This is a genomic window from Rhizobium sp. CCGE531 (assembly GCF_003627795.1).
Lineage (GTDB): Bacteria > Pseudomonadota > Alphaproteobacteria > Rhizobiales > Rhizobiaceae > Rhizobium.
In genome coordinates this window covers 1,327,850-1,354,267 of the sequence record NZ_CP032685.1, presented here as the reverse complement: position 1 = coordinate 1,354,267, position 26,418 = coordinate 1,327,850, and the positions used below count along the sequence as shown (strand labels likewise).

The 26,418-nt window shown below is 60.7% G+C and carries 20 protein-coding genes; 13 read left to right on the top strand and 7 right to left on the bottom strand.

What is annotated here, in order from left to right; genetic code table 11:
- Positions 1-41 precede the first annotated feature (41 nt).
- From CCGE531_RS25775 to CCGE531_RS25760, 4 genes are all read left to right on the top strand, one after another.
- A complete protein-coding gene (locus CCGE531_RS25775) occupies positions 42-434 on the top strand; it encodes a GFA family protein (protein ID WP_120669015.1) in 393 nt (130 codons plus the stop codon).
- Between the two features lie 137 nt (positions 435-571).
- Positions 572-4,198 (top strand): hydantoinase B/oxoprolinase family protein, encoded by a 3,627-nt coding sequence (locus tag CCGE531_RS25770; protein WP_120669449.1) that lies wholly within the window; start codon positions 572-574, stop codon positions 4,196-4,198.
- Positions 4,199-4,284: 86 nt separating this feature from the next.
- Entirely contained in the window at positions 4,285-4,812 is a 528-nt protein-coding gene (locus CCGE531_RS25765; protein WP_120669013.1) for a winged helix DNA-binding protein, read from the top strand.
- A gap of 308 nt (positions 4,813-5,120) precedes the next feature.
- A complete protein-coding gene (locus CCGE531_RS25760) occupies positions 5,121-5,951 on the top strand; it encodes an MBL fold metallo-hydrolase (RefSeq protein ID WP_120669011.1) in 831 nt (276 codons plus the stop codon).
- Between the two features lie 53 nt (positions 5,952-6,004).
- Here the strand turns inward: CCGE531_RS25760 and CCGE531_RS25755 are convergent, their stop codons facing one another.
- The 6 genes from CCGE531_RS25755 to CCGE531_RS25730 form a co-directional block, all read right to left on the bottom strand.
- Positions 6,005-6,952 carry a transposase gene (locus CCGE531_RS25755; protein ID WP_120669009.1) on the bottom strand — a complete coding sequence of 316 codons (948 nt, stop codon included), beginning with the start codon at positions 6,950-6,952 and terminating at the stop codon, positions 6,005-6,007.
- Positions 6,953-7,163: 211 nt separating this feature from the next.
- A protein-coding gene (locus CCGE531_RS25750) for an IS630 family transposase (protein WP_120669007.1) occupies positions 7,164-8,112 on the bottom strand; the annotation gives its coding sequence in 2 pieces (ribosomal slippage) (positions 7,164-7,775 and positions 7,777-8,112; 948 coding nt in all).
- Between the two features lie 393 nt (positions 8,113-8,505).
- Entirely contained in the window at positions 8,506-9,693 is a 1,188-nt protein-coding gene (locus tag CCGE531_RS25745) for an IS91 family transposase (protein WP_120662594.1), read from the bottom strand.
- A 5-nt stretch (positions 9,694-9,698) separates the two neighbouring features.
- On the bottom strand, positions 9,699-10,562 hold the full coding sequence (locus CCGE531_RS25740; RefSeq protein ID WP_120662595.1) for a tyrosine-type recombinase/integrase: 864 nt from the start codon (positions 10,560-10,562) through the stop codon (positions 9,699-9,701).
- A 135-nt stretch (positions 10,563-10,697) separates the two neighbouring features.
- On the bottom strand, positions 10,698-11,444 hold the full coding sequence (locus tag CCGE531_RS25735; protein WP_120669005.1) for a polysaccharide deacetylase family protein: 747 nt from the start codon (positions 11,442-11,444) through the stop codon (positions 10,698-10,700).
- Positions 11,434-12,531, bottom strand: coding sequence for a glycosyltransferase family 4 protein (locus CCGE531_RS25730; protein ID WP_120669003.1), 1,098 nt, complete (start codon positions 12,529-12,531; stop codon positions 11,434-11,436). Before CCGE531_RS25730 ends, CCGE531_RS25735 begins: the two co-directional genes overlap by 11 nt.
- Before the next feature lie 200 nt (positions 12,532-12,731).
- Here CCGE531_RS25730 and CCGE531_RS25725 point away from each other — a divergent pair, with 200 nt between their 5' ends.
- Both CCGE531_RS25725 and CCGE531_RS25720 read left to right on the top strand, forming a co-directional pair.
- Complete coding sequence (locus tag CCGE531_RS25725; RefSeq protein ID WP_120669001.1) at positions 12,732-14,456, top strand: adenylate/guanylate cyclase domain-containing protein; 1,725 nt, start codon at positions 12,732-12,734, stop codon at positions 14,454-14,456.
- An 81-nt stretch (positions 14,457-14,537) separates the two neighbouring features.
- Positions 14,538-15,416, top strand: a complete 879-nt coding sequence (locus tag CCGE531_RS25720) for an FkbM family methyltransferase (protein ID WP_120669447.1) — start codon at positions 14,538-14,540, stop codon at positions 15,414-15,416.
- A 33-nt stretch (positions 15,417-15,449) separates the two neighbouring features.
- Here the strand turns inward: CCGE531_RS25720 and CCGE531_RS25715 are convergent, their stop codons facing one another.
- The gene (locus CCGE531_RS25715; protein WP_120668999.1) at positions 15,450-15,929 is read right to left on the bottom strand and encodes a class I SAM-dependent methyltransferase; all 480 of its coding nucleotides are present in this window, start codon (positions 15,927-15,929) and stop codon (positions 15,450-15,452) included.
- Between the two features lie 143 nt (positions 15,930-16,072).
- Between CCGE531_RS25715 and CCGE531_RS25710 the strand changes: the two genes are divergently transcribed.
- The 7 genes from CCGE531_RS25710 (at position 16,073) to CCGE531_RS25680 (ending at position 26,415) form a co-directional block, all read left to right on the top strand.
- Positions 16,073-17,248, top strand: coding sequence for a DUF3095 domain-containing protein (locus tag CCGE531_RS25710; protein ID WP_120668997.1), 1,176 nt, complete (start codon positions 16,073-16,075; stop codon positions 17,246-17,248).
- Positions 17,249-17,610: 362 nt separating this feature from the next.
- The gene (locus tag CCGE531_RS25705; protein ID WP_205586999.1) at positions 17,611-18,951 is read left to right on the top strand and encodes an adenylate/guanylate cyclase domain-containing protein; all 1,341 of its coding nucleotides are present in this window, start codon (positions 17,611-17,613) and stop codon (positions 18,949-18,951) included.
- 160 nt (positions 18,952-19,111) lie between these two features.
- Positions 19,112-21,022: an ABC transporter ATP-binding protein gene (locus tag CCGE531_RS25700; protein ID WP_120668993.1), complete on the top strand. Its 1,911-nt coding sequence runs from the start codon at positions 19,112-19,114 to the stop codon at positions 21,020-21,022.
- The gene (locus CCGE531_RS25695) at positions 21,016-22,938 is read left to right on the top strand and encodes an ABC transporter substrate-binding protein (RefSeq protein ID WP_120668991.1); all 1,923 of its coding nucleotides are present in this window, start codon (positions 21,016-21,018) and stop codon (positions 22,936-22,938) included. Before CCGE531_RS25700 ends, CCGE531_RS25695 begins: the two co-directional genes overlap by 7 nt.
- Positions 22,931-23,929 carry an ABC transporter permease gene (locus tag CCGE531_RS25690; protein ID WP_120668989.1) on the top strand — a complete coding sequence of 333 codons (999 nt, stop codon included), beginning with the start codon at positions 22,931-22,933 and terminating at the stop codon, positions 23,927-23,929. The genes CCGE531_RS25695 and CCGE531_RS25690 overlap by 8 nt, the downstream gene beginning before the upstream one ends.
- Positions 23,926-25,101 (top strand): ABC transporter permease, encoded by a 1,176-nt coding sequence (locus CCGE531_RS25685; protein ID WP_120668987.1) that lies wholly within the window; start codon positions 23,926-23,928, stop codon positions 25,099-25,101. Before CCGE531_RS25690 ends, CCGE531_RS25685 begins: the two co-directional genes overlap by 4 nt.
- 99 nt (positions 25,102-25,200) lie before the next feature.
- A complete protein-coding gene (locus CCGE531_RS25680; protein WP_120668985.1) occupies positions 25,201-26,415 on the top strand; it encodes a glycosyltransferase family protein in 1,215 nt (404 codons plus the stop codon).
- Positions 26,416-26,418 lie beyond the last annotated feature (3 nt).

Below are 26,418 nucleotides of genomic sequence, written 5' to 3'. Positions count from 1 at the left end.
GCGTAAACTTTCCGCCTGCTTGATTTTTGAGGAGGTGCAGGATGGACCGTTTCACCGGCGGCTGCTTGTGCGGCAAGGTACGAATAGCGGCATCGGGGCGCCCCTATCGCGTCGGCATTTGTCACTGTCTCGACTGCCGCAAGCATCATGGCGCGCTTTTCCATGCCTCCGCGATCTTTCCCGAGGATGCTGTGACGATCGAAGGCGAAACACGCGACTACGCCGGCCGGTTTTTCTGCCCTCGCTGCGGCTCGTCCGTTTTCTCGCGAAGCGCGGATGAGATCGAAGTGAACCTCGGATCTCTCGATGCCCCTGACCAGCTAAGGCCGACCTACGAACTCTGGACCGTCCGCCGCGAATCCTGGCTGCCGCCGTTTCCGCTCGCGAGACGATATGACCACGATCGTGAGGGAACGAGCCGCTTCGAGGAATAGATCGGGCTCGCCGCAAGCGTTATGCTGACAAAAACAGTCCATGGCGATCGGTATCGGCGATTCATGTTGACGACAAAACGTTGACGATTTATCGATATATTATCATCGTTATTGGCGTCGTTCTGCTGGAGGCGGGTTTGTCGGAGAACATTTCGGGCCGTTGGGATTTCTGGATCGATCGCGGCGGTACCTTCACCGACGTTGTCGGGCGCGATCCGTCCGGCGCTCTCCACGCACGCAAGGTTCTCTCGGAAAATCCCGACGCCTATCGTGATGCAGCCGTTCATGGCATCCGTCTTCATCTCGGCCTCGGCAAGGGTGAGCCGGTTCCCGAGGGCGCGATCGGCGAGGTCCGCATGGGCACCACGGTTGCCACCAATGCGCTGCTCGAGCGCAAGGGCGAGCGCCTTGCGCTGGTGACGACGAAAGGGTTCCGCGATGCGCTGCGCATCGGCTATCAGGAGCGCAAGAAGATCTTCGCAACCGAGATCGTCAAGCCGGAAGCGCTTTACGAAGATGTCGTCGAGATCGAGGAACGAGTGCTTGCCGACGGCACTGTCGAATTGGCGCTGGACGAAAAGGCGGCCGAGGCGGCGCTGCGCGATCTTCTCGCTAGGGGTTATCGCTCTGTCGCGATCGTTTTCATGCATGCCTACAAGTTCCCGGCGCACGAAGCTGCCGTTGCCAGGATCGCAAGATCCCTCGGCTTCGAGCAGGTCTCGGTCAGTCACGAGGTCTCGCCGCTGATCAAGCTCGTCGGCCGTGGCGATACTGCTGTCATCGACGCCTATCTCTCGCCGGTACTCGGCCGCTATATCGGCCAGGTCTGCTATGAGCTCGACGTTGAGCGCACCGGCGCGCGCGTCATGTTCATGATGTCGTCTGGCGGGTTGACGGCGGCCGATATGTTCCAGGGCAAGGACGCTATCCTCTCCGGTCCGGCCGGCGGCGTGGTCGGGCTTGCAAAGACCGGTGAGCAGGCGGGCTTTGCCAATGTCATCGGCTTCGACATGGGCGGCACTTCGACGGACGTGGCGCATTTCGACGGCGAATATGAGCGCGCTTTTGAGACGGAGGTGGCCGGTGTCCGTGTGCGTGCACCGATGATGCTGATCCATACGGTGGCCGCAGGCGGCGGCTCGATCCTGCATTTCGACGGCGATCGTTTCCGCGTCGGGCCGGATTCCGCCGGCGCCTTTCCGGGGCCGGCCTGCTATCGCAACGGCGGCCCGCTGGCGGTGACCGATGCCAACGTCATGGCCGGCAAGCTGCTGCCGGAATTCTTCCCCTCCATCTTCGGACCCGACCAGGATCAGCCGCTCGATGTCGAGACCGTGCGGGCGAAATTCGCAGCACTCGCGGCCGAGATCGGCGATGGCCGCAGCCCGGAAGATGTCGCCGACGGCTTCATTCGCATCGCCGTCGCCAATATGGTCGAGGCGATCAAGAAGATCTCGGTGCAGCGCGGCTATGACGTGACGCGCTATGCCCTCAACTGCTTCGGCGGCGCCGGCGGCCAGCATGCCTGCCTGGTGGCCGACGCGCTCGGCATGAAGAGTATCCTCCTGCATCCGATGTCCGGCCTTCTCTCCGCCTATGGCATGGGGCTTGCCGATATCAGGGCAACGCGCCAGAAGGCACTCGGCGTTTCCCTCGATGATGCGGCGCCGGCCGCCATTGCAGCACTCGGCAGCGAATTGCGCGGCGAATGCGTGCCCGAGCTGGAAGCGCAGGGTGTCCCGGCAAGCGAAATCAAGACGGTCCAGCGCGCCCATATCCGCTATGCCGGCACCGATACCCTGCTGGCGGTGGAGACGACCTTCCCCGAGACCGACGATCCTTCGCGGCTGCGCAGCCAGTTTGAGACACTGCACAAGCGCCGCTTCGGCTTTGTCGCCGAAGACAAGCCCTTGGTCGTGGAGGCCGTCGAGATCGAAACGATCGGCGGCGCGGCTGCCGATATCGCAGTCGAGCTCGAAGCGGCGGCCGAGGGCGAGGCACAGGCCGCAAGGCGCACCGCCTTCTATTCGAGCGGCGAGAGCCACGATGCAGCCGTTGTCCTGCGTCAGGTGATCAGGCCCGGCCAGACCGTGACCGGCCCGGCCATCATCATCGAGCCGAACCAGACGATCGTCATCGAGGATGGCTGGCAGGGGCAGCTGACGGTCAAGGATCACATCGTCCTCAAGCGCATCAAGGCGCTGCCGGAGCGCAACGCCATCGGCACCAGGGCCGATCCTGTCATGCTGGAGATCTTCAACAATCTCTTCATGTCGATCGCCGAGCAGATGGGCATGACGCTGCAGAACACGGCCTATTCGGTCAACATCAAGGAACGGCTGGATTTCTCTTGCGCGGTCTTCGATGCGGACGGCAATCTGGTCGCCAACGCGCCGCATATGCCTGTTCACCTGGGTTCGATGGACGCGTCCGTCGCAACCGCGATCCGTGAAAATGCCGTGATCCATCCGGGCGACGTCTTCCTGATCAACGCGCCTTACAATGGCGGCACGCATCTGCCCGACCTCACCGTCTGCACCCCTGTCTTCGACGACGCCGGTAAGAATATCCGCTTCTGGGTCGCCAGCCGCGGCCATCATGCTGATATCGGCGGCATTTCGCCGGGCTCCATGTCGCCGCTCGCCACCCATATCGAGGAGGAAGGCGTCTATATCGACAATTTCAAGCTGCTCGATCGCGGCCGCTTCTGTGAGGCGGAGCTTACCAAGCTGCTGACGGGCGCGCGCTATCCGGTGCGCACGCTCGCGCAGAACATCAACGATCTCAAGGCCCAGGTCGCCGCCAATGAGAAGGGCGTTGCCGAGCTGAAGAAGATGATCGTCCACTTCAGCGAAGATGTCGTCGACGCCTATATGGGGTATGTCCAGGACAATGCTGCCGAAAGCGTGCGCCGCGTTCTCGATCGTCTGCCGGATGGCGAGTTCACTTACGAAATGGATCAGGGCTGCAAGATCGTCGTCAGGATCTCGATCGACAAGGACAAGCGCGAGGCGACGGTCGATTTCACTGGCACGTCGGCGCAGCGTCCGGATAATTTCAACGCACCGCGGCCGGTGACGCGCGCCGCCGTGCTCTATGTCTTCCGGGTTCTCGTCGAGGCCGATATTCCGATGAATGCCGGCTGCCTCAGGCCGATCCGCATCATCATCCCCGAAGGCACGATGCTGACGCCGGAATATCCGGCCGCCGTCGTTGCCGGCAATGTCGAGGTGAGCCAGGCTGTCACCAACTGCCTGTTCGGCGCGGTCGAAGCGCTCGCCGCCGCGCAAGGCACGATGAACAACCTGACCTTCGGCAATGACGCCTATCAATATTACGAGACGATCTGCTCCGGCGCTCCGGCCGGGCCGGGCTTCAATGGCGCCGATGCCGTCCACACGCACATGACCAATTCGCGCCTGACGGATCCCGAAATCCTCGAGACGCGTTTCCCCGTCGTGCTGGAGGATTTCCACATTCGTCCGAATTCGGGCGGCCGCGGCAAGTGGAATGCCGGTAACGGCACGCAGCGCACCATCCGCACCCGCGAAAAGCTGGAATTCGCCATTCTCTCGGGCCATCGGCGCGTCGCGCCCTTCGGCGTCAAGGGCGGCGAAGCCGGGCAGACCGGCCGCAACTATGTCCGTCGCAACGATGGCAAGATCGAGGAGCTGATCGGCTCGGCCCATACCGTGCTCGAGGCGGGCGAGGCCTTCACGGTCGTCACCCCCACCGGCGGCGGCTACGGAAAGCGGGACGAATAGGAATGTAATGCGGGAGCCGGGCGGCGATTGGTCGCTCGGCCTGTCGTAACTGCAGGGCCTCGATCCGGTTCGAAGGAGATTTTCAGGTGACGTCCGAGGAAAAGACCGAGCGACGCGAATTGATCGTATCGTCAGCCCATCTTGCGGGCGGCAGTTCGCCGGCCCTTTCGGAGCTGGAATACGGGTCGATCCTCTTTTCCCATGCCTTCAATCGTTGGCTGGTGCGCTGCATGGCGGCGGCAGGCGTGCCCGGCCTTTCACCGGTCGAAATCCTGATCATTCATTCCGTGCGGCATCGTGACCGGCCGAAAACGCTTGCCGATCTCTGCCTCGTCCTTGATATCGAGGACACGCATGTCGCCAATTACGCCGTCAAGAAACTGGAGGCGGCGGGGCTTGTCAAAAGCGGCAAGGCCGGCAAGGAAAAGACGATTCGGGTCACCGACAAGGGCCTGGATGCATTGCAGCGCTATACTGAAATTCGCGAGCGTCTGCTGGTGGAGGCGACCAAGGTCTCCGGCTTGTCGCAGGATGGCCTGTCCGATATCGCTTCGCATCTCAGGGCATTGTCCGGCTATTACGAACAGGCCGCCCGGTCGGCCGCGACGCTGTAAGCAGCGAAGAGAGCAGCCGACCGCCGCGATTATTGGCCCCCTGAAGGACCTCTTTCCGTCAATATCAGCATCTCGTGCCTGACCCTCGAACCGGGGCGTCAATCCCGGCCCCTTATCTATTTTGCCACGCCATACCTATATTAGGATCTGTGCGATCCGCTGGCGGTGTTCGTTCGTCCAAGGATCTGTATCGGTCGAACGATGAGATCCAGTTTTTACCACCGCGCGACTTTTGGAAAATTGCTGGCTTCGCACGACAGCAAAAGTGTGCTTTTTTTGACCGAAAGGGGAATGGTGTAAAAACTTCCATGAATAACGATAGTTTCGAGCTGAAATTTTGGGGCGTGCGGGGAAGCATCCCTGTATCGGGACCGGAATTTGAGCGGTACGGCGGCAATACGTCGTGCATTGAGTTACGGCATGATGGCAGGCATATCTTATTCGACGCCGGGACGGGGTTGCGCGAAGCGGCGTCGTATCTGGCCAAGGAAGGGGTCCGCAACATCGATCTCTTCTTCACGCATTCGCACTACGACCACATTATCGGGCTGCCCTTCTTCAATGCCATCTATGATCCGAGGGTCAGTGTCGATCTCTGGTCTGGTCATCTTGCCGGCAAGACGACGACCCGGCAGTTGATCGGCCAGTTCATGCGGCCGCCATGGTTCCCCGTCGAACCCGATATCTGTCGCGCCGAGATGGGTTTTCGCGATTTCGCCGCCGGCGATACGCTGAAGCCGCATCCCGGCATCGTGATGCATACGGCCAGGCTGAACCATCCGGGCGGCTGCATCGGCTATCGCATCGAATGGTCGGGCAGGGTCATCGCCTTGGTCTACGATACCGAGCATATAGCCGGTAAGCTCGATGAAGCCGCGCTGGCCCTGATGGCCGATGCCGATCTCGTAGTATATGACGCGACCTATCTCGAAGCCGAGATGCCGAAATATCTGGGCTTCGGCCATTCCACATGGCAGGAGGGCATCAAGCTCGCCAAGAAGGCCGGCGCCAAGCGGCTGGCCCTGTTTCACCATGCTCCCGGCCGCACCGACCGCGAGCTGGACGACATGCAGCGCGATGCGCAGAAAAGCTTCCCCGGTGCATTCGTCGCCTTTGACGGGCAGTCGCTGCAGCTCTGAAGCTTGCCGCGACGGCTGGGCTCGGTGGAATTGCGCTAGAGTATCCGTGTTGGTCAAGTAGGGGTTGCCGTCCATTCTCGGCCGTCCCTGAGCAATGCGTTTGCGAGCACGATGAGCTTTCGCATGATGGCTGTGATGGCAACCTTCGGTGCTTTTCCGGCAGCTTTGAGCTGGTCGTATTTTGCCTTGAGGTCGGGATTGAAGCGCATAGCGCCAAGCGCCGGCATGTAGAGTGCCTGTCGCAGCTTTGCCCGGCCGCCGCGGATGAAGGCACGGCCGGTCCATGTCCCGGACTGCCGTGCGACGGGAGCCAGGCCAGCAAGCGAGGCTGCTTGGCCGTGGGCGAGCGTGCCGAGTTCGGGCATGTCGATGAGAAGCGCGAAGGCGGTGGTTGCTGAGATGCCGGGGATCGAAATGAGGCTTTCGAAGCGTCTTGCGAGGACGAGATTGTCCTTGATGAGCATCATGATCTCCCTTTCGATCGCGGCCATCTGGCGTTCGATCTGCCTGAGTTGCTCGGCGTTGTGACGCTTGAGCACGGTCAAAGTCAGGTTCTTTGCCCTGTTCTTGGCGGCGGTGCGGTTCTTGACCAGCGCCTCGCGGGCCATGTGCAAGTCCTTGAGGTCGTTGAGGATCGGGCTGCGTGCCGGCCGTGCTTCGAGTTCAAGGAGTGCCCCCATGCGCGCCAGCATAGCGGCGTCCAGCCGATCGGTCTTGGCGAGCTTGCCCGTGGCTTCGGCAAAACGCCGTGCCTGGCGTGGATTAACCTTGACGAGGGCCGCGCCTGCCGCAGCCAGCCGACGCTCGAAGGCCCGGTGATAAGGGCCTGTCGGTTCATAGACGATGCGTGTGTCATGAATGGTCTCAAGCTGGCCGAGCCAGCTCATGAAAGCTCCGTGGCCGACACTGTCGTTGGCGAAGCGGCGGATCGCGCCGTCGCTCATCCGGTGGGCATCGAGATGATCTTTCGAGATATCGACGCCAATGGTATCCTTTGTCATCTTTCGCTTGTCCTCTGCTTGTCGTCCGGAGCCAAACTCCGGGTATCCGTTCAGGACCAAAGAGAAAGACGAGGGCGATCCGACTCTAGCTCGACCCGTCAAACGGTCTGCGTTTCAACGATCCGACCCTCGCCGCTGTGGGAGGGCGGCTACCCTCTCTCAGCGGCTCATTCTTCGCCTGTTCGGCAGCAAAAGTCATAAGACAAGCGTTTCATGTTTTGTTTGAAGCATAGCCAGCGTTGGCAAGATAGTTGGCACACTCGTCTGGGCCGATTGTCTGGACGAGTGAGCCGATATATCGCCAGGTGTCTTCGATGGTGCGCGTTTGCGCTTTTCGCATCCAATGCTTGATCTTGGCGAAGGCCTGCTCGATTGGATTGAGGTCTGGTGAATAGGGCGGCAGAAACCAAAGCCTTGCGCCGGCGGCCTTGATCAACTGGCGTATCTGCGCGGATTTGTGGCTGCCCAGATTGTCCATGACGACGATGTCGCCTGGCCGCAGCGTCGGGACGAGTTGTTGTTCGACATAGGCCCTGAAGCACTGGCCATTGATCGGGCCGTCGAAGACGCAGGGTGCGGTGAGACAATCGGCCCGGAGCGCGCCGACGAAGGTCAAAGTGCGCCAATGACCATGCGGCGCAAAGCCACGCAGGCGCCTACCCTTGAAACCCCAGCCGTAGAGCGGCGCCATATTGGTCTTGATCCAGGTTTCGTCGATGAACACGAGCCTTTGAGGGTCGAGCCGCGTCTGCCATGACTGCCAGCGCTTGCGTCGACGGACGATATCAGTGCGCGCCTGCTCGAGGGCAAACATCGTTTTTTTTGAAGCGCAGCCCCTCGCGGCGCAGGAAGCGCCAAACGGCGTCATGCGAGACGATGATGCCTCTCACCGCCAGTTCGGCCTTGAGACCGTGCAGGCTGATTTGCGGGCTCTGAGCAATCCGCTCGGCTATGAAAGCACGATGCGGTTCCAAAAGGCGCTTGCGATGCCCTCCCATCTGACCGGGCGCGACGGAACCGCTGCGGCGATACCGCTGCGACCACTTCACGACAGACGAGACTGAGACACCGAACCGCGCGGCCACCGAGCGACAGCTCTCTCCCGCCGTGACAGCAGCCACGACACGTTCACGCAGATCATTCGAAAGAGGTGCGACCATCGATGCTGACCTCCTCTCAGCCAACATCTTGAATCACATTCGAACCCAAAAGGGAATCTGGAGGGTTATTTGAGGGCGCATCAGGCGGTCCGGCGAATTCGGGCGACCTCATGTAAGCCGGATTGAACTAAGGCGCGGGTAGTTTGACGCTGCTATGGGGAATTTTAGAGCACGCCCGCCGGAGCGGTACCGGGAACAATTTAGCCACGGCCGGTCCATCGGGAAGATAGGTCGAATGTACGCTTTCAGGAGCGGTTTGCCGTACGTTTCGGGGATCTATTTGCGAAATGGGTCGGTACCGGCGGTCTTTTGACCTGGCTAAGGTCAAGCGATATCGCACGCTGGAGATGCGCTGGGTCTGTGGTCGTATAACGTGGCGCGGATTGTCGGGCGTCATGATGTATCGCACCGGAAGGATGAAGGTCGGAGGGGCGCAACTGGTGCAACGTTGACGCCTGTCCTACGCATGGGGCGCCGGCAGTCGGGGCATTCGTAGGAGTGCGTTTGCTGCGATTTGGCTGAATGGGGTTGCCCGCCTGTTGGTGATGGCTGGCCGAGGAGGCTTCTGCAGAGACTGATACGATCCCGCCGATGACAATTGGCGAGAAAGCCGAAGTGGCGCATGCGGTGGAAACCATCCGGAATTACATGAAGGAGAAAGCGCCGAATGAACTCGTAGGGACGAAGGCGCATGATCTTGTCACGGTCGCGACCATTGCCACGATAATCCTTCCATCGGAAGGCGACGTGGTCGCCATCGGCATGAACGATACGGCTGTTTGCGATAGCGACACGATGGGTGTAGCGGCCGAGATAGGCAAGCACCTGGTCCGGCCCACCGAAGGGCGGCTTGGCATAGACGACCCATTCGATGCTGCGAGCGCGCGAGAGATGGCAGGTGAATGTGTTGTCGTCGTTGAGATGAGCGAGTTCGTTGACGAAGTGCAGCTCACCTTGGGCGAAAGCTTCAGCGAGGGCGGTCAGAAAGAGTCGCCGAAACAGGCGTGACAACACCCGAACGGGTAGAAAGAAGCCCGGTCGGCACGCGACCCACCTTGATCTGTCTGGTGAAAGACCGCCGCCCGGCACGAGACAATGGGCATGGGGATGGTGGGTCATCGCCTGGCCCCAAGTGTGAAGGACGGCGGTGACGCCGATCTCGGCGCCCAGCCATTTGGGGTTGGCCGCGATGGTCTGCAGCGTCTCGGCTGAGATCCGCATCAGCAATGCATAGACGACCGCCTTGTTCTGGAAGGCGATCTCGGCGACGCCACGCGGTAGCGTGAAGACCACATGGAAGTATGGGACTGGCAAGAGATCGGCGACGCGTGCGTCGACCCACTCCTTGCGAGCCGCGCCCTGACACTTCGGGCAGTGGCGGTTACGGCAGGAATTGTAAGAGATGCGGGTCTTGCCGCACTCGTCGCAGGCATCGACGTGACCCCCGAGCCTGGGTGTCCGGCAAGCTTCTATCGCGCCCATGACGCGTCGTTCGCCGCGGCCAAGATGACCGACGTTCTCCCACCTATAAGAGTCCCCATGTCGCCGGAAGATGTCGGCGACTTCGAAGGTCGGGCGCAACCGATTTACGATCCCGGCGGCGTCACCTCCAGCTGCAACAGATCAAGTGGGCTGGCTGTTGATCGGATCGTGTCGGTGGAAACCTGCGTATAGTGTGCCGTGCTCGACAGATGGGCATGGCCGAGCAGGACCTGGATGATCCGGATGTCAGTGCCATTCTCCAGTAGGTGAGTGGCAAAGGAATGCCGCAACGTATGAACGGTGACGCGTTTTGAAAGACCCGTTGCGGCAACCGCCGATCGGCAAGCGGCATTCAAGACTGTCGGTTCGATCGGTTTGTCGGCATCACGCCCTGGAAAAAGGAATGCCGTGGGGCGCGATAGACGCCAATAGCTGCGCAGGATGCCGAGCAGTTCTGTCGACAGCATAACGTATCGGGCTTTGGCGCCTTTACCATGGCGAACATGCATCACCATGCGGGAGCTGTCGACATCCTCGACCTTCAGTCCGCAGACCTCACCGACCCTGAGGCCAGCAGCATAAGCCGTAGTCAGCGCCACGCGCGCCTTCAGACTGGAGACGGCCTCAAGAAATTGCACCACTTCGTCCGCCGACAGAATAACAGGAAGTTTCCGTGGCTCGCGCGCGTACGGGATCCGCTCGGGGACATCGTCCTGACCCAGAGTGATCCCATAGAAAAACCGAAGAGCGCATACAATCTGGTTCAACGATGCCCAGGATATCCCGGTTGAGACGAGGTAAACCTGGAAGCTACGAATATCGTCAAGATCGAGCCGATCAGGCGATCGGGCGAAATAGCGGCTGAACTTCCGGACTGCACTGATGTAGGATCGTTGGGTCGCCGGGGACAAATTGCGGACCGTCATGTCCTCAATCATCCGGCGGCGAAGAGGGCTCATCTCAGCCATCGGGGCCTCCTGTCTGAAGGGTGGGTTGCAACACAACCATCCTCTCAGTCAGGGCGCTCTCGTCAAAGCCTGCCTCAAATCGCCGCGATCAGCGGCTTAGTTCGAATCCACGATTCAAACATAATCAGAAGCGCTCTAGTGGATGAAATTGCCGACCGGCCGCCATTCGATGGCGGCATGGCCGGCCGTTTCCGCAAACAGTGCCGTGACGAAATCCCAGGCGAGATCATCGTGGACGAGATGGTGGGTCATCACGCCGATCGGCTCGTCATTGCCATCGAAGCGGTTCTGGAGTTCTTCCACGAGGCGCCCGATCACTTCAGCATGCGGCAAGCCTCCACGCACACCGTGCCATCTCATGATGTCGATATGCGTGTTGACCAAGCCAATAGGTGCCTGTTTAGCCAGCCCGAAGACCGAGACAGCACGATAGCCGAAGGGTTCGAGATGCGGCAGCAGCCCATCGTCGATCCGGTTCCACGGCGGCACCAGCAGCGGGACGAACTGCGCGGGATAAAGGGCTTGCAGCTTGTCGAAGCCGCGATGAAGCTCATCAAGCACGACAGCCTTTGGCCGATGCAGGCCGAGCTCCTGCTTCTTGGTGTCATCAGGAGCATAGTTCTGATGCGTCCAGCCATGCACTGTCGCCGTGATGCGGCTATCGCCCGCCAGCCGTTCGGCCAGAGGCTTGCCCGTTGGCCCCGGAATGATCGCGAGTGCCATGGGCACGTCGAACCGATTGGAAAGCGATAGAAGTCGATCGAGGGCAGGGGTCGGCTCGATGGCGTCGTCGTCGCGGAACCATAGCTTCGCCGTTCGCCCGGCCGCGCTCCAGCGCCGCAACTCGTCGCGCAGGGGCTGCCACTCGGCTCTATCGTTCATAATGAGTGTCTCCCAGATAGTTTCGAAGAATGGTTTCGAGCCGCTTCGATGCGGCGCTCAAGGAACGCTCCTGATGAACGAAGCTGTAGGCGGCGTCCGCCATGGCCTGTCGCTGATGCTGATCGCCGAGAAGCCGCGAAATCGCATCGGCATAGGCCTCCAGATCGCCCTCCGGCGTCAGCAATCCGGTTTTGCCCGCCATCGCCACTTCCGGCACGCCGGCCGTCGCCTGCGCGATCACGGGGAGGCCTGCCGCCTGCGCCTCGAGATAGGCGAGGCCATAAGCCTCGTTGCAACCGGGCCAGACATAGAGGCCGGCGGTCGCAAGCTCCTCAGCGATCTCCGCGGTGGACCGTTGCCCGAGCCACTCTATCCGGCTTTCGTCGAAGGTGGAAAACAGCGACCTTACCTCGGCCCGCATCGGTCCATCGCCGATGATGGTGAGGGTCCAATCCCGATCGCGGATGAGATCGAGCGCTTTGGCCAGCATGCTGTAGCTGTCGAACTTATCGCCCTTGCGCAGCATTGCCACGGTGATCAGCCGCCGCGGATCCGGGGACGAGCGGACAAAGGGCGCGGCATCGATGAAGGGCAGGAAGCGCTCGTAGCGGCCGTCCGGGATCGCATCCTCAAGGCCGATCCGGTCCCTTTTGGTAAAGCACAGATTGACGGCGGCAAGCCGTACGGCGTCGGCGATGAGGCGCTGGTTTTTACCCCAGCCGCTTTCATCATGGCGGCGGGAATAGGATGCCTCGGCCGTGACGTAGGGAATGCCGAACCTTCTCACGATCGACGGGCCGATGAGATCGGGGGTCTTGTAATAGGGGTGGTAAGTGAACCACAGGTCGGGCGCCGTCTCGTCCTGCCAGCGCTCGACCAGGCGAGCCACTTCGCCCTCCGCCTGCCGGGCAATCTCCATGCGTGGGGCGGCTTCCGGCGTCGGCGTGAAGCTTCGCAATTCGGAAGCGACCTCAACCTGATGTCCTGCCATCTCCAACGCCGCGATGATCTGGCGCGCCATCAGCCGGTCGCCCGAAGGGACCGGGTGGCCGGGAGATTTCAAGGGGGCGTAAAAGACGATCTTCATGCTGCCGGCGCGTGGTTGACGATTAAGTGATGGTACGAGCCCGAATTGTGAGAGGATTGCCCGAATTCCGACCGGTTGCGTGACAATAAGGTCCCTGCTTCAAAAAGCCGCATCCTCGACAGTGTGCGGCGTTGCGGCTAGATGAATAGGCGATAGCCGTTTTCTCACCTGTTGTGAACGGGCAATATACATTGGGTTTGATGACCATCGAGGCAAGAAAGCCAATCATGTCCGATCGCCTTGTGCGAAAGCTGCGCCTTGGCTCCGGTTTGATCGTATTCGCCTTCGTGATCATGCATCTGGCCAATCATGCCCTCGGGTTGATTTCGCTCGGGGTGGCCGAACACGCGCAACATTGGTTCATGGCGGTCTGGCGCAACCCCGTGGGAACCGTGCTTCTTTATGGAGCGCTGATCGTCCATATTCTGCTCGTGCTGCGGATGCTTTACAGGCGCCGCACGCTCGTCATGCCCGCCGGCGAGGCCTTCCAGATCGTCACGGGCCTGCTGGTGCCGCTGCTCCTGATCGATCACATCGTCGGCACCCGAATCGTGCATGAGATTTACGGCTATCACGACACCTACCGCGCGATCGTGCACAGTCTGTGGGTTACGTCGCCGGTCAACGGTGTGCGCCAGTCATTGGTGCTTCTGATCGTTTGGCTTCATGGCTGCATCGGTGTTCATTTCTGGCTGCGCTATCGTGCCTGGTACATGGCGATCGCGCCCGTGATACTGTCGTTCGCCATCGTTCTGCCGGTTCTTGCCCTGCTCGGCTTTGCCGCAATGGGCAAGGCCGTGACGCACGAGGCTGCCCAGGAAGATGAACGCGGCTACAAAGGCGGCTACTATAGCGACGTGCGAAGCTATGGCGAGAAGGGATCGGTGCCGGGCAGCCAGATGGCCGAGACTCTATGGCCCTATCGCGCCGGGTTCTATGGCGCCTTCAGCCTGTCGATCGTCGCTCTCTTCGGCTTTCGTGCGCATCGCAGATTGCGCGAGCGGCAATATCAGGTCGCCATCCGCTATGCGGGCGGCGAGGTCGTGCACGCGCCGCGCGGCTTCAGCGTGCTCGAAGCGAGCCGCCTTGGCGGCATCCCGCATTACTCGGTTTGCGGCGGCAAGGGCCAGTGCTCCACCTGCCGTGTCCAGATCATCGAGGGCGCGGAAAACCTGCCGCTGCCGGAGCCGCTGGAACAGAAGACCTTGAACCGGATCGGTGCCACGCCGGATGTCAGGCTTGCCTGCCAGCTGCGCCCGACCGGCAATGTCAGCGTCCTCCCGCTCCTGACGCCGATGGCCGAGGCGACGATCCCCGTCTATAGCCAGACCGCCAGCCCCGGCCGCGAGCGCGAGATCGTCGTCTTCTTCTGCGATCTGCGCCATTTCACCTCGCTGACGGAATCGCGCCTGCCCTTCGACATCGTCTTCCTGCTCAACCGCTATTTCGCCATCGTCGGCCGCATCATCGAGGAGAATGGCGGCCGTATGGACAAGTTCATCGGCGATGGCGCCATGGCGCTCTTCGGCCTGCGCACCACACCGAAGGAGGCAAACCGGCAGGCATTGAAGGCCGCGGCCGCGATCGTTCAGGAGATCGACAAGCTCAGCGCGGAATTGGCCGACGAGCTGGCCGCTCCGCTTGAAATCGCCATCGGCCTTCACAGCGGCTCGGCCGTGGTCGGTTCGATGGGATATGGCAGCGTCAAGAACGTGACGGCGATCGGCGACACAGTCAATGTCGCCAGCCGCCTGGAAAGCGCCGCCAAGGAATTCAACAGCGCGCTCGTCTTTTCCGAGCCGGTGGCCCGGCTTTCAGAGGTCGATATGGAAGGCATCGAAAGCCGCGAGATTGCCGTTCGAGGCCGCGGCGAGCCCCTGCGGGTCTATATCGTTTCGAAGGAAACGAGCAGCCGCTTTGCCTGATGTCCCGGACAGGGCGCCGGCAGCGCATCAGCCGATGTTCTCCGTTTGCAACGGGACGGCCCTGGTGTAGGGATGCTCGGCATGTTCGACCGCAAGATGCTGACAAGAAAATACTGGCGCCGCGCATTTCGCAGGAAACGGGATGCGATCGCCACCCGCCTGTTCGACACGCGCCTGGGCCGGGACATCCTCGTCAGCGCGCTCGGCCCGCGCGTCAAGACGATGACGGTGGACTGCGGCGACCATGTCCTGAGCTTCTCGCCGGCCGATTACATCGGCCGCAAGGTGTTTCGCAAAGGGCATTTCGAGCGCGATCATGTCGACCGGCTGCTGAGCGTGCTGCGCGAGCGCGGCCTGGTGCGCAAGGGCTCTGTTCTTCTGGAACTCGGTGGCAATATCGGCACGCAAACCTGCTATTTCGCCCTCAGCGGCGCTTATGACCGCATTGTCAGCGTCGAGCCGGACCCGCGCAATTTCCGGCTGCTGGCGATCAACATTGCCGACAACGGCCTGCAGGGGATGGTAACCGCGGTCAACTGCGCCGCCGGCGATCGCGGCGGGCAGCTCGACTTTTATCTCAATCACAAGAATCACGGCAAAAGCAGCGCATTGCGCCAAAGCGCAACCGACGAGAAAATCTCGGTTCCCGTCCTGCCCGTTCCCGACATTCTGCAGCAGGCCGGCATCGATCCCGCCGATATCGGCCTGATCTGGATGGATATCGAAGGCTATGAGCCGGTCGCATGCCGCTCGATGCAGGCGTTGATGGCGCGCAAGGTGCCGCTCTATATGGAATTTACCCCTAGCTTCTACGGCAAGGATCAGGCCAAGGCTTTCATTGCCGATCTCGCCAGGCACTACGGCGAATGTCTGGCATTTTTCGAAGATGGCGAGCAGACCATGAAAGTCGTCGAACTGCCCAGCGAAGGCGAGCAGTTCGATGTTCTGTTTCTGCGCTGAAACCAGAGCAGTTCACTTTTCCTGGAAAATGCCTTAGCGACGCCGATAGATGAAATAGCGCCTTTCCTTGACGGTTGCGGGCAGGGGCAGTGCTTGAAGATCTGGATGATCCAGAGGAAGGCCGCTGACGGCGATCCCGCCTGAAACGAGCACGCCGACCATGATCCCGGGCAGCCAGGTCAAGGTCACCGCATCCTTGTCCTCGTAGCCGGTGCCGATATCGGCGTGGGCAAGAGAGGCCTTCGCGCCGACGAAGCTCTTGGCCGTATCCTTGATTTCACCGAGGATGAGGTTGTCGGCCGACGGCATGGAAGGGCCGTAGGCATTGGCCGCCCGATCGAATGCGATGATGCGGCGATCCGGGAAAAGTTCGCGCAGGTGGTCGAAGGTGCGGCCATTGCCGAGCCCCAGTTCCAGCACGGGACCGTCAAGCGCTCTGACCTCGTCGGCAACGGCGTTGAGGATGTCGCGCTGCGCGCTCAGGCGGCGAATGAAACTATCCAGGCGGCTCATCGTATTTCTAATATCCTTGGCGTCTTGTGCCTCTCTCGACCGGAGTAGCACGGCCCGCGTCGCGGCGTCGACCGCCCGCTGGTTTTTCGGCGCATTTGCTGTAGGGATAGATCGTCGCGGCGCTCAGTGAAGGGGGAAATATCATGGTCGAGCCATCCAAAGATGATTTCTTCCATAAGCTCACGGGCTTTGCCCGTTTCGAGGGCGTGACCGACAGCGCCAATTATCAGCCGCTGCCGGACGACTGGCTGATCGCGGTCGCCGATATCGTCAGCTCGACGAAGGCGATTGCCGCCGGCCATTACAAATCCGTCAACATGGCGGGCGCCAGCGTGATTTCCGCCGTGCTCAACGCATTGGACAGAGGCGACTATCCCTTCGCCTTCGGAGGCGACGGCGCATTGGTGGCGATCCCGCCGTCGGGCGAGGAGCGGGTGCGCCATGCGCTGGCGGCCGTTCGGGCGTGGGTAAAGGAGGAACTGCAACTCGATCTGCGCACGGCCCTGGTACCGATGACGGTGATCCGCGGCGAGGGCCTGGACGTGCGGGTCGCCCGCTTCAACCCGAGCAGCTACGTTTCCTATGCCATGTTTTCCGGTGGCGGTACGAGTTGGGCGGAAAGGCAGATGAAGGCAGGGAACTTCGTCGTCGAGGCGCTGTCGGCAAAGGTGGAACCGGATCTGACCGGCCTTTCCTGTCGCTGGAACCCGATCGAGGCGCAAAATGGCGAGATCGTCTCCATCATCGCCATTCCCGGCGATGCCGGCAACGACGCAGGATTCCAGCGGCTTGTCGCCGACATCATCGCCATTTCCGCGGAGCAGAACCGCGACGGCCATCCGGTGCCGGTCGAAGGCCCAACGCCCGTGTTGAGCTTCGGCGGCGCGGATATCGAAGCGCGCGCCGTGGCAGCCCCCGCCGATCGCTGGTGGCGCAAGCTGGCCATCGATGCGCAGATCGTCCTCGTCTGGGTTCTCGACAAGTTCGGCGTCAGGACCGCGACCTTCGATGCCAAGATCTATCGGCGGGACCTTGCCGCAAATTCCGATTTCCGCAAATTCGACGACGGGTTGAAAATGACCATCGACGTCGATGCCGCGCATCTCGCACGCATCGAGGCGCGTCTGCTGCAGGCCGAGGCCGAAGGTGTCTGTCGCTTCGGGCTGCACCGGCAGGACAGTGCCCTGATGACCTGCTTCGTGCCCACCCCGCTCATGCGCGACCATATGCATTTCATCGATGGTGCGAGCGGGGGGTATGCAATGGCGGCTACGGCCTTGCGGGAAAAGAGGCCGCCCGAGCTTGCCGCGGGCGAGTGATTTTCGCGTGATGGAGCGACGACGCATTCGGCTCGCTTGGGTTGCAGTTGCGATTTTTATCGATCCGCTTCGTTTTTACCCATTGTTTCAGCGGCATATGCGCCTTATCTCAAAGAGAACAAAACGAGAGTCGTCGCTTGCGGCGATTGTTTTTTGCTGTATTTCAGATGCGGGGGCGCGGGAGAAATGCAGCCGAATTTTCTGACGTCGACATGACCTGGCAAAGAACGGCATCGACGCTGTCGCATGGTGATTTCATCCGACCTGAGCCGATAGGCCGGGGTTTCGAGATGGCGGCAGGCGGAACTGACGGCTTTTCATGGCTGGGGCGAAACATCAGGCATTAAGGATGGACCGCGAGAATAATGACTATTCGTTCGAGTGTTTCCGATATTCTTCTCGACAAAGTGGCGGAATGGCTGACGCAGGCGGCGTTGACCGGCGAAAACCTCGAGACCATCTTGCGGGGCTTCTGCGAGCGCATGGCGGCGACGGGAATGCCGCTCATTCGCGTGCATCTCACCTTTTCCATGCTACATCCGCTGTATGACGCCCTCGGCTTTACCTGGCGGCGGGCCGGCGGTCTGACGATCGAAGGCTATCGCCATGTAAACGATAAGCCGGAACGCTTCATGCAGAGCCCTTATTACTATCTCCTGTCCAATAATCTTCTGCATCTGCGTCGTCGGATCGATGTGGACGGAGCCGCGGAGTTTCCGATTTTCGAGGATCTGCGCAAGGAGAAGGTGACCGACTACCTGGCCTTCGTGCAGACCTTCGGGGCCGGCTCGGTCCAGGGCATGATGGGCTCCTGGTCCACCGACAGCCTCGGCGGCTTCAGCGAGGAGATGATCGGAGCGCTGATGCGCATGCAGAACCATCTCGCCATGGCGGCGAAGATGGCGGTTCTGGGTAAGCTCGCCAACAACATGCTGACCACCTATCTCGGCGGCGATGCCGGCAACCGCGTGCTGAACGGGCAGGTCCGCCGCGGCGACGGCGAGACGATCCGCGCGGCGCTGGTCATGGGCGATATGCGGCAATCCACCGTCTATGCCGAGAAGGAGGGGCGACAGGCCTATATCGATACGCTGAACGAATTCTTCGATGCGATCGCGGCGCCCTTCAACCGCAATGGCGGCGAAATCCTGAGCTTTCTCGGCGACGGATTTCTGGCGGTCTATCCCTGCGGGCGGCACAAGGATCCGTCCAAGGTGGCCTGCGAGGCGGCGTTATCGGCCGTCTTCGAGGCGCAGCGCCGCGTTACCGCCCTCAACAAGGATCGCCAATCGCGCAACCTGAGCGAAGTGCGTTACGGAATAGGCCTGCATGTCGGCAATGTCATGTTCGGCAATGTCGGCTTGAAGGATCGGCTGACCTTCTCGGCCTTCGGCGCCGCCGTCAACGAGGTGGAACGGTTGCAGTCCCTGACCAAGAAATATGCGACGGAGGTCGTCGCGAGCCAGGCCTTTTCCGGCTACACCGACTGCGAGTGGGGAACGCTCGGCGAGGAAAAGCTGCGCGGAGTGCGCCAGCGCTTTACCGTGGTCTCTCCGATGGCCGCAGCTGTCACCAATGGTATCGCGGAGGTTTTCCACGATACGGCGGCGGACGGGCTCTCCGAAGCCGAGCAGGTTATCCTGTTGCACAGGGATGCCAAGAAGTTCGAGGGCCGCGTTCAAGTCGAAAACCTGATCCAGTGACCCCTGCTGCCAGCTAGGTCAGCATAGGCCGATATATCACTGGAAAGACGACAGATTTTTTACAGTCTTTGCATCGCTTTGACCAGCTAGACACCCGTTATGCCCTACGTTAGTGTGCCGCTTAAGGCCACAAAGGTCATGTGAGCGGGAAGTAATATGTATGGCGTCAGGGACTGATCTACTGCGTATCGAGAACCTCGACGTCTCGTTTTCCCTTTACGGGGACAATCTGCGCGTCGTCAAAAATGCAGGTTTGAGAGTGCTTCCCGGCAAGGTCACGGCACTCGTGGGCGAGTCCGGCTCCGGCAAATCCATTATCAGCCAGTCGATCATGGGCATTCTGCCGACGCCGGCGACTGCGACGGGGCGGATTCTTTTTACCGACCCGCTCGACGGCGAGACCACCGATCTTCTCCAACTGCCGCGTGACGGCGTCGCCATGCGCAGGCTGCGCGGCGCGCGCATGGCCAAGATATTCCAGGAGCCGATGACGTCGCTGTCGCCGTTGCATACGGTGGGCAACCAGATCAGCGAAGTGCTCCGCATTCACAGCCCTGGCAGCAGCAGGGCGGAGCAGCGCGAGAAGACGGAGGAAATGCTGAACCTCGTCGGCTTTCAGGATCCTTACCATACCTTCGACATGTATCCTTTCGAGCTCTCCGGCGGCATGCGCCAGCGTGCGATGATCGCGATGGCGCTGATCTGCAATCCGGCGCTTCTGATTGCCGATGAACCGACGACCGCGCTTGACGTCACCATCCAGGCGCAAATTCTCGGTTTGCTGCGCAATCTCCAGCAGACATTCAACATGGCGATGCTCCTGATCACCCATGATCTCGGCGTCGTCGCGAATATGGCCGACGAGGTCGTCGTCATCTACCACGGCGAGATCATGGAGGCCGGGCCGGTCGAAACGATCTTCCGCCAGCCGCAGCATCGTTATTTGAAGGCCCTGATGTCGGCGGTGCCGCATTTCGACATGAAACCCGGGGAGCGGTTGAAGTCCTTGCGGGATGTCCCCGTCAATCTCGGCACCTTCTCCGGCAAGAAGAAGCTGATCGGCCACGGCGCACCAGCCGCCGGCACGGCGCCCGATGTCCTGCTCAGCGTGCGCAACCTGACCAAGACCTATACATCGAAGGCTGGCGGACTGTTCGGCAGGCGGGACGGCACGAAGTTCCGCGCGGTCGATAATGTCAGCTTCGATATCCGCCGCGGCGAATGTCTTGGCCTGGTCGGCGAGAGCGGCTGCGGCAAGACGACAGTGAGCAAGATCCTCATGCGCGGCATCACGGCCGACAGCGGTTCCGTCAGCTTCGACGATGGCAGCGGCAAGATCGACGTGCTTTCCGTCAGGGGCGACGAATTGATGGATCTGCGCACGAAGATACAGATGGTCTTCCAGGATCCGGTTTCGTCCCTTTCTCCACGCATGACGATCCGCAATATCCTGAGCGAGCCCCTGGAGATCCATGGGCATGGCGACAGTGCCGAGCGCAAGGAGAAAGTCGAGGCGCTGATGCAGGCGATCGGCCTCGACAAGCATTTTCTCAGCCGCTACCCGCACAGTTTCTCCGGCGGCCAGCGCCAGCGTATCGGCATTGCGCGCGCCCTGGCACTTGGGCCGAAGCTTCTCATCCTGGATGAACCGGTCTCGGCGCTCGACGTGTCCGTTCAGGCGCAAATCCTGAACCTCCTCAAGGACTTGCAAAAGGAACTCGGCCTGACCTACCTGTTCATCTCGCACAATCTCGCCGTGGTCGACTACATGGCCGACAGGATCGCGGTCATGGCGCGGGGACGCATCGTCGAAATCGCGCCGCGCGAAATCATTCTGCGTGATCCTGTCCACCCCTATACGCGCTCGTTGCTCGCCGCCGTCCCGTTCCCCGATCTCGACCGGCCGCTGGATTTCTCCGCCTTGAACAGCGAGGGACCGGCAGCCAAACAGAAATGGGGACCGCAATTCTCTGAAGGTGCGGACGGAGAACTTGCCTATGCTGATCTGGGGGGCGGCCATTTCGTCCGCGCTCGCCGGGGCGTCGAAGCCCAGGAGCTGCGCAAATGGTAACGCGTCGAACCTTCCTGAGCCTGCTGGCTTCCACCATGTTGGCGCCGCCTCTTGCCGCGGCGGAGGTCGATAACGAACCGGATTATCTCGCCGATTGGCTGCGGGCCGGTCAGATGCCGCATCTTGCGAAGCGGCTGCCGAAATTTCCGCGCGTTGTCAACGTCGCCGCCATGGGGCGCACGCCCGGCCGCTACGGCGGTTCCATTCGCACGATCATCGGCACTCAGAACGATATCCGTTTCATGACGATCTACGGTTATGCGCGCCTTGTGGGTTATGATCGCACGCTGACACTGCAGGCGGATATTCTGGAATCCTATTCCGCCGTCAACGACTCAGTCTTCACTTTCAAGCTGCGTGACGGACACAAATGGTCCGATGGACATCCGTTTACCGCCAACGACTTCCGCTACTGGTGGGAGGATGTCATTCTCAACAAGGAATTGACACCAGGCGGCGGAGCGCTCGAACTGCGTCCGCACGGAAGCCTGCCGCGTTTCGAGATGCTCGACGAACTGACGGTGCGTTACTCCTGGGATGACCCCAATCCGAATTTCCTGCCGATCCTCGCCGCTCCGCAGCCGCTCGTCATTGCCGGGCCCGCCCACTACCTAAAGCAGTTCCACAAGAAATATCAGGACAAGATCCGTCTTTCCTCGCTGATGCAGGAAAACCGGACGAAGAAATGGCAGGATCTGCATATCAAGATGGGCCGCTCGTACCGCCCTGAAAATCCCAATCTGCCGGTGCTCGATCCCTGGCGAAACATGACGGCACCGCCGGCCGAGCAGTTCGTGTTCGAGCGCAATCCCTATTTCCATCGCGTCGACGAGAACGGCCGGCAACTGCCCTATATCGATCGTATGATCCTGAACATCAGTTCCTCGTCGATCATTCCGGCCAAGACCGGCGCGGGAGAGAGCGACCTGCAGGCAACCGGCATAGACTTCAACGACTATACCTTCCTGAAGGAGGCGGAGAAGCGCGACCCAAGCAAGATCAAGGTCAATCTCTGGAAAGCGGCGCGCGGGTCGCGTGTTGCCCTGTACCCCAATCTGAACAGCGCCGACGCCGTCTGGCGCGACCTCTTGCGCGATATTCGGGTGCGCAGAGCGTTGTCGCTTGCGATCGATCGTCACGAGATCAATATGGCTGTCTTCTACGGTCTCGGAACGGCAAGCGCCAACACGGTGTTGCCCGATAGCCCGCTTTTCAAACCTGAATATGCCTCTGCCTGGATCGAGCACGATCCGGATCAGGCCAATGCTCTTCTGGACGCTGTCGGTCTTGACAAGCGGGATGAAGACGGCGTCCGCTTGTTGCCAGACGGTCGGCGAATGGAAATCACCGTGGAGACACCGGGCGAAAGTACGCTCGATTCCGACGTGCTGGAGCTGGTCACCGATCACTGGCGCAAGATTGGCATTGCACTTTATATTCGCGTGTCCCAGCGTGATATTTTCCGCAGCCGCGCCATGGGCGGCCGCATTCTGATGTCGCTGTGGTACGGCCTCGACAATGGGGTGGCAACGGCCGACATGAATCCGGGCGAATTGGCGCCGACGGCCAATGACCAGATGCAATGGCCGCTTTGGGGCATGTACTATCTGTCGCGTCAGACGCAAGGGGTGGCGCCGGACGTGCCGGAAGCCGCCGAGCTGGTCAGGCTGCTGGGCGAATGGGAAGAGGCTGCCTCCTCCTTCGAGCGGGCCGAGGTCTGGCACAAGATGCTGAAGATTTATACGGACCAGGTTTTCTCCATCGGTCTGATCAACGGCACTTTCCAGCCCATCGTGCATTCGGCCCGCATGCAGAATGTTCCGGAAAAGGCACTCTACGGCTTCGATCCGACCTGCCTGCTCGGCGTCTATATGCCGGACACCTTCTGGATGAAGGAGGATCGCCCCAATGCTTAGATATATTCTCTGGCGCACTGCGGTGATGCTTCCGACCCTCGTCGTCATCTCGATGCTGGTCTTTACGATCATCCAGCTGCCGCCTGGCGACTTCTTCGATAGCCAGATCGCAGAACTGCGCGCTCAGGGCGACACCGCCAATCTTCAGGACATGGAGAATCTTCGCCACGAATACGGGCTCGACAAGCCGTTGCCGCTTCAATATCTGCACTGGGCTGGGGGTATGCTGCACGGCGATTTCGGCTATTCCTTCGAATATCAGCTGCCGGTGTCGGAAGTCGTCGGCGACCGGCTCTGGCTGACCATCCTCGTGTCGATGACGACGATCCTTTTGACCTGGTTGATCGCCTTCCCGATCGGCATCTATTCCGCCACCCATCAATATAGCTGGGGCGATTACGGGCTGACCTTCCTTGGGCTGCTCGGCATCGCCATCCCGAATTTCATGCTGGCGCTGATCCTGATGTATTTCGCCAATGTCTGGTTCGGCGTATCGATCGGCCATCTGATGGATCAGAAATATCTGTCGCAGCCGATGAGCTGGGAAAAGGCGCGCTCGATCCTGTCGCATCTTTGGATTCCGGTCATCATCGTCGGCACGGCCGGCACGGCGGGCATGATCCGCCGCCTTCGCGCCAACCTGCTTGACGAGATGCAGAAGCAATATGTCGTCACCGCGCGCGCCAAGGGGTTGCATCCATTGAGGGTGCTTGTGAAATATCCGTTGCGCATGGCGCTGAATTTCTTCGTCGCCGATATCGGATCGATCCTGCCGTCGATCATTTCCGGCGCCGAGATCACCGCCATCGTGCTGTCTCTGGAGACGACCGGCCCGATGCTGATCAGGGCGTTGCAGAGCCAGGATATGTATCTTGCCGGCTCCTTCCTGATGTTCCTGGCGTTTCTCAACGTCATCGGCGTGCTGATCTCCGATATCGCCCTTGGCTTTCTCGATCCCCGCATCCGCTTGCAAGGCAGGAGCACAAAGTGAGCGTATCCCTGCCAAAGCCCGGTGCCCCTCTGGAGCACTATGTCTCGAATGCGGATTTCGATCCGAATCAGTTCGAGGCCATGTCCGCCGGCCAGCAACGCTACTATATGGCTTCGCAAAAGAAGCTGATGTGGTGGAAGTTCAAGAAGCACAAACTTGCGCTTGCGTCCGGCATTTTCCTGCTGCTGGCCTATGGCATGATCGTGATTGCCGAGTTCCTGGCGCCTTACGGGCTGCATACCCGCAATGTCGACTATATTCATTCGCCGCCGCAGATGATCCACCTCTTCGACAAGGGTAATTTCGTCGGACCGTTCGTCTACGGCCGCAAGATGACGCTCGATATCGATACGCTGCGCCGGATCTATGTCGACAATCCCGCTGACGTGCAGCCGATCCGCTTCTTTTGTCGCGGCGACGCCTATCGCTTCTGGGGGCTGGTGGATTCGAACGCTCATTTGGTTTGCCCGGCCGCCGGCGGCCAGATGTATCTGCTCGGAACCGATCGGCTGGGTCGTGACGTCTTGTCGCGCATCATTTATGGCGCACGCATATCCCTGACGATCGGTTTGATCGGTATTTCAATCAGCTTCGTGCTCGGCATCGTCATCGGCGGTCTGGCCGGCTATCATGGCGGCCTTTTCGATCTTCTCGTGCAACGCGTGATCGAGGTGCTGCAGTCGCTGCCGAGCCTACCCCTGTGGATGGCGCTTGCGGCAATCATGCCGGTGAGCTGGAGCCCGATCATCGTCTACTTCGGCATCACCATCATCCTCGGCATCCTGGACTGGACCGGGCTTGCGCGCGCCGTGCGCTCCAAGCTTCTATCCTTGCGCGAGGAGGACTATGTGCTTGCCGCGCAGCTGATGGGCGCAAGCACGCCGCGCGTCATCGGACGTCACCTCGTCCCCGGCTTCATGTCGCATCTGATCGCGACCGCGACGATTTCGGTTCCGAGCATGATTCTCGGTGAAACTGCCCTAAGTTTCCTCGGATTGGGCCTTCGACCGCCGATCACGAGCTGGGGCATCCTGTTGACCGAAGCCAAGAACGTCAGCGTGATCGCCTTCTATCCGTGGCTTCTTTTTCCGATGGTCCCCGTGATATTGGTTATTCTGGCGTTCAACTTTTTAGGAGACGGCTTGCGCGATGCCGCCGATCCCTACAAATAGCAGGGTGAATAGCGAAGACAGGTTGCAAATTCGACGAGCGGCCGCGGATGTCGTTTGCCGACACACCGCGTTATGACTTTTACCCCAGAGGTTTTGCCAATGAAGCGGCGCTTAGAAGATGCCCGAATCCTCATGTACAGCCACGACACGTTCGGTCTCGGCCACCTGCGGCGGTGCCGGACGATCGCGCATGCGCTCGTGGAGGATTATCGCGGACTGAACGTGCTGATTATCTCGGGCGCGACGATTGCCGGGGCGTTCGACTATCGATCCCGCGTGGATTTTGTCAAAGTGCCGAGCGTGATCAAGCTGCGTGACGGCGAGTATACGTCGATGGCGAGCCATGTCGCCCTGCAGGAAACGCTGAAGATGCGTCAATCGATCATCCGCCATACGGCGGAAACCTTTCAGCCCGATGTTTTCATCGTCGACAAGGAACCGCTGGGCCTCAAGGGCGAGGTCGAGGAGACGCTGACCTATCTCAAGGCGCGCGGCACGACGCTCGTGCTGGGCATGCGCGATGTCATGGACGCGCCGCACCTGCTGGAAGCGGAGTGGAAGAAGAACAACGTGCTGCAGAAGATCGACCAATTCTATGATCGTGTCTGGGTCTACGGTCCGCCGGATTTCCATGACCCGCTTATCGGCCTCGACGTGCCCGCGGGCGTGCGCCGGAAGATGGAGTTTGTCGGCTTCCTGCAGCGCAGCGTTTCCACTCTGGGGACGAAGTCCGAGCATGTGCCCGACGAAGACTATATCCTGGTGACGACCGGCGGCGGCGGCGATGGCGCCGATCTCGTCAGCGATGTCGTCGGCGCTTTCGAGCAGGACAGCTCCCTGACGCAGAAGACGCTGATCGTCCTCGGCCCCTACATGCCGGCCAAGGAGCGCAGCCAGCTCTTGGAGCGCGCCAGCAAGATCGACTGTCTGCAGGTGATCGAGTTCGACAACAAGATGGAAGAGCTGATCGCCGGCGCCAAGGCTGTCGTCGCCATGGGCGGTTACAACACCTATTGCGAAATCCTGTCTTTCGACAAGCCGGCGCTGATCATTCCGCGCACCCGCCCGCGTGAGGAGCAGTTGATCCGCGCTCAGCGCGCCAGCGAGCTCGGCCTTGTCGACATGCTGCTGCCGGAAGAATCCGCCGATCCGAAGCAGCTTGCCGCCGCCTTGAAGCGCCTGCCGAACCGTGCGCCGCCCTCGGCGAGCAGCAGCAATATGCGCCTTGAAGGACTGGTGCATATTTCGCGCACCATCGGCGAGTGGTTCGATGATCGCGAGCGCTACACGCCGCTGTCTATCGTTGCCGAATAGATC

Coding starts and splice junctions, on each gene's coding strand:
- CCGE531_RS25775 (WP_120669015.1), top strand. CDS start 42: ATGGACCGTTTCACCGGCGGCTGCTTGTGCGGCAAGGTACGAATAGCG.
- CCGE531_RS25760 (WP_120669011.1), top strand. CDS start 5,121: ATGAATAACGATAGTTTCGAGCTGAAATTTTGGGGCGTGCGGGGAAGC.
- CCGE531_RS25755 (WP_120669009.1), bottom strand. CDS start 6,952: ATGACAAAGGATACCATTGGCGTCGATATCTCGAAAGATCATCTCGAT.
- CCGE531_RS25740 (WP_120662595.1), bottom strand. CDS start 10,562: ATGGCTGAGATGAGCCCTCTTCGCCGCCGGATGATTGAGGACATGACG.
- CCGE531_RS25735 (WP_120669005.1), bottom strand. CDS start 11,444: ATGAACGATAGAGCCGAGTGGCAGCCCCTGCGCGACGAGTTGCGGCGC.
- CCGE531_RS25730 (WP_120669003.1), bottom strand. CDS start 12,531: ATGAAGATCGTCTTTTACGCCCCCTTGAAATCTCCCGGCCACCCGGTC.
- CCGE531_RS25725 (WP_120669001.1), top strand. CDS start 12,732: ATGACCATCGAGGCAAGAAAGCCAATCATGTCCGATCGCCTTGTGCGA.
- CCGE531_RS25720 (WP_120669447.1), top strand. CDS start 14,538: ATGTTCGACCGCAAGATGCTGACAAGAAAATACTGGCGCCGCGCATTT.
- CCGE531_RS25715 (WP_120668999.1), bottom strand. CDS start 15,929: ATGAGCCGCCTGGATAGTTTCATTCGCCGCCTGAGCGCGCAGCGCGAC.
- CCGE531_RS25710 (WP_120668997.1), top strand. CDS start 16,073: ATGGTCGAGCCATCCAAAGATGATTTCTTCCATAAGCTCACGGGCTTT.
- CCGE531_RS25700 (WP_120668993.1), top strand. CDS start 19,112: ATGGCGTCAGGGACTGATCTACTGCGTATCGAGAACCTCGACGTCTCG.
- CCGE531_RS25695 (WP_120668991.1), top strand. CDS start 21,016: ATGGTAACGCGTCGAACCTTCCTGAGCCTGCTGGCTTCCACCATGTTG.
- CCGE531_RS25690 (WP_120668989.1), top strand. CDS start 22,931: ATGCTTAGATATATTCTCTGGCGCACTGCGGTGATGCTTCCGACCCTC.
- CCGE531_RS25680 (WP_120668985.1), top strand. CDS start 25,201: ATGAAGCGGCGCTTAGAAGATGCCCGAATCCTCATGTACAGCCACGAC.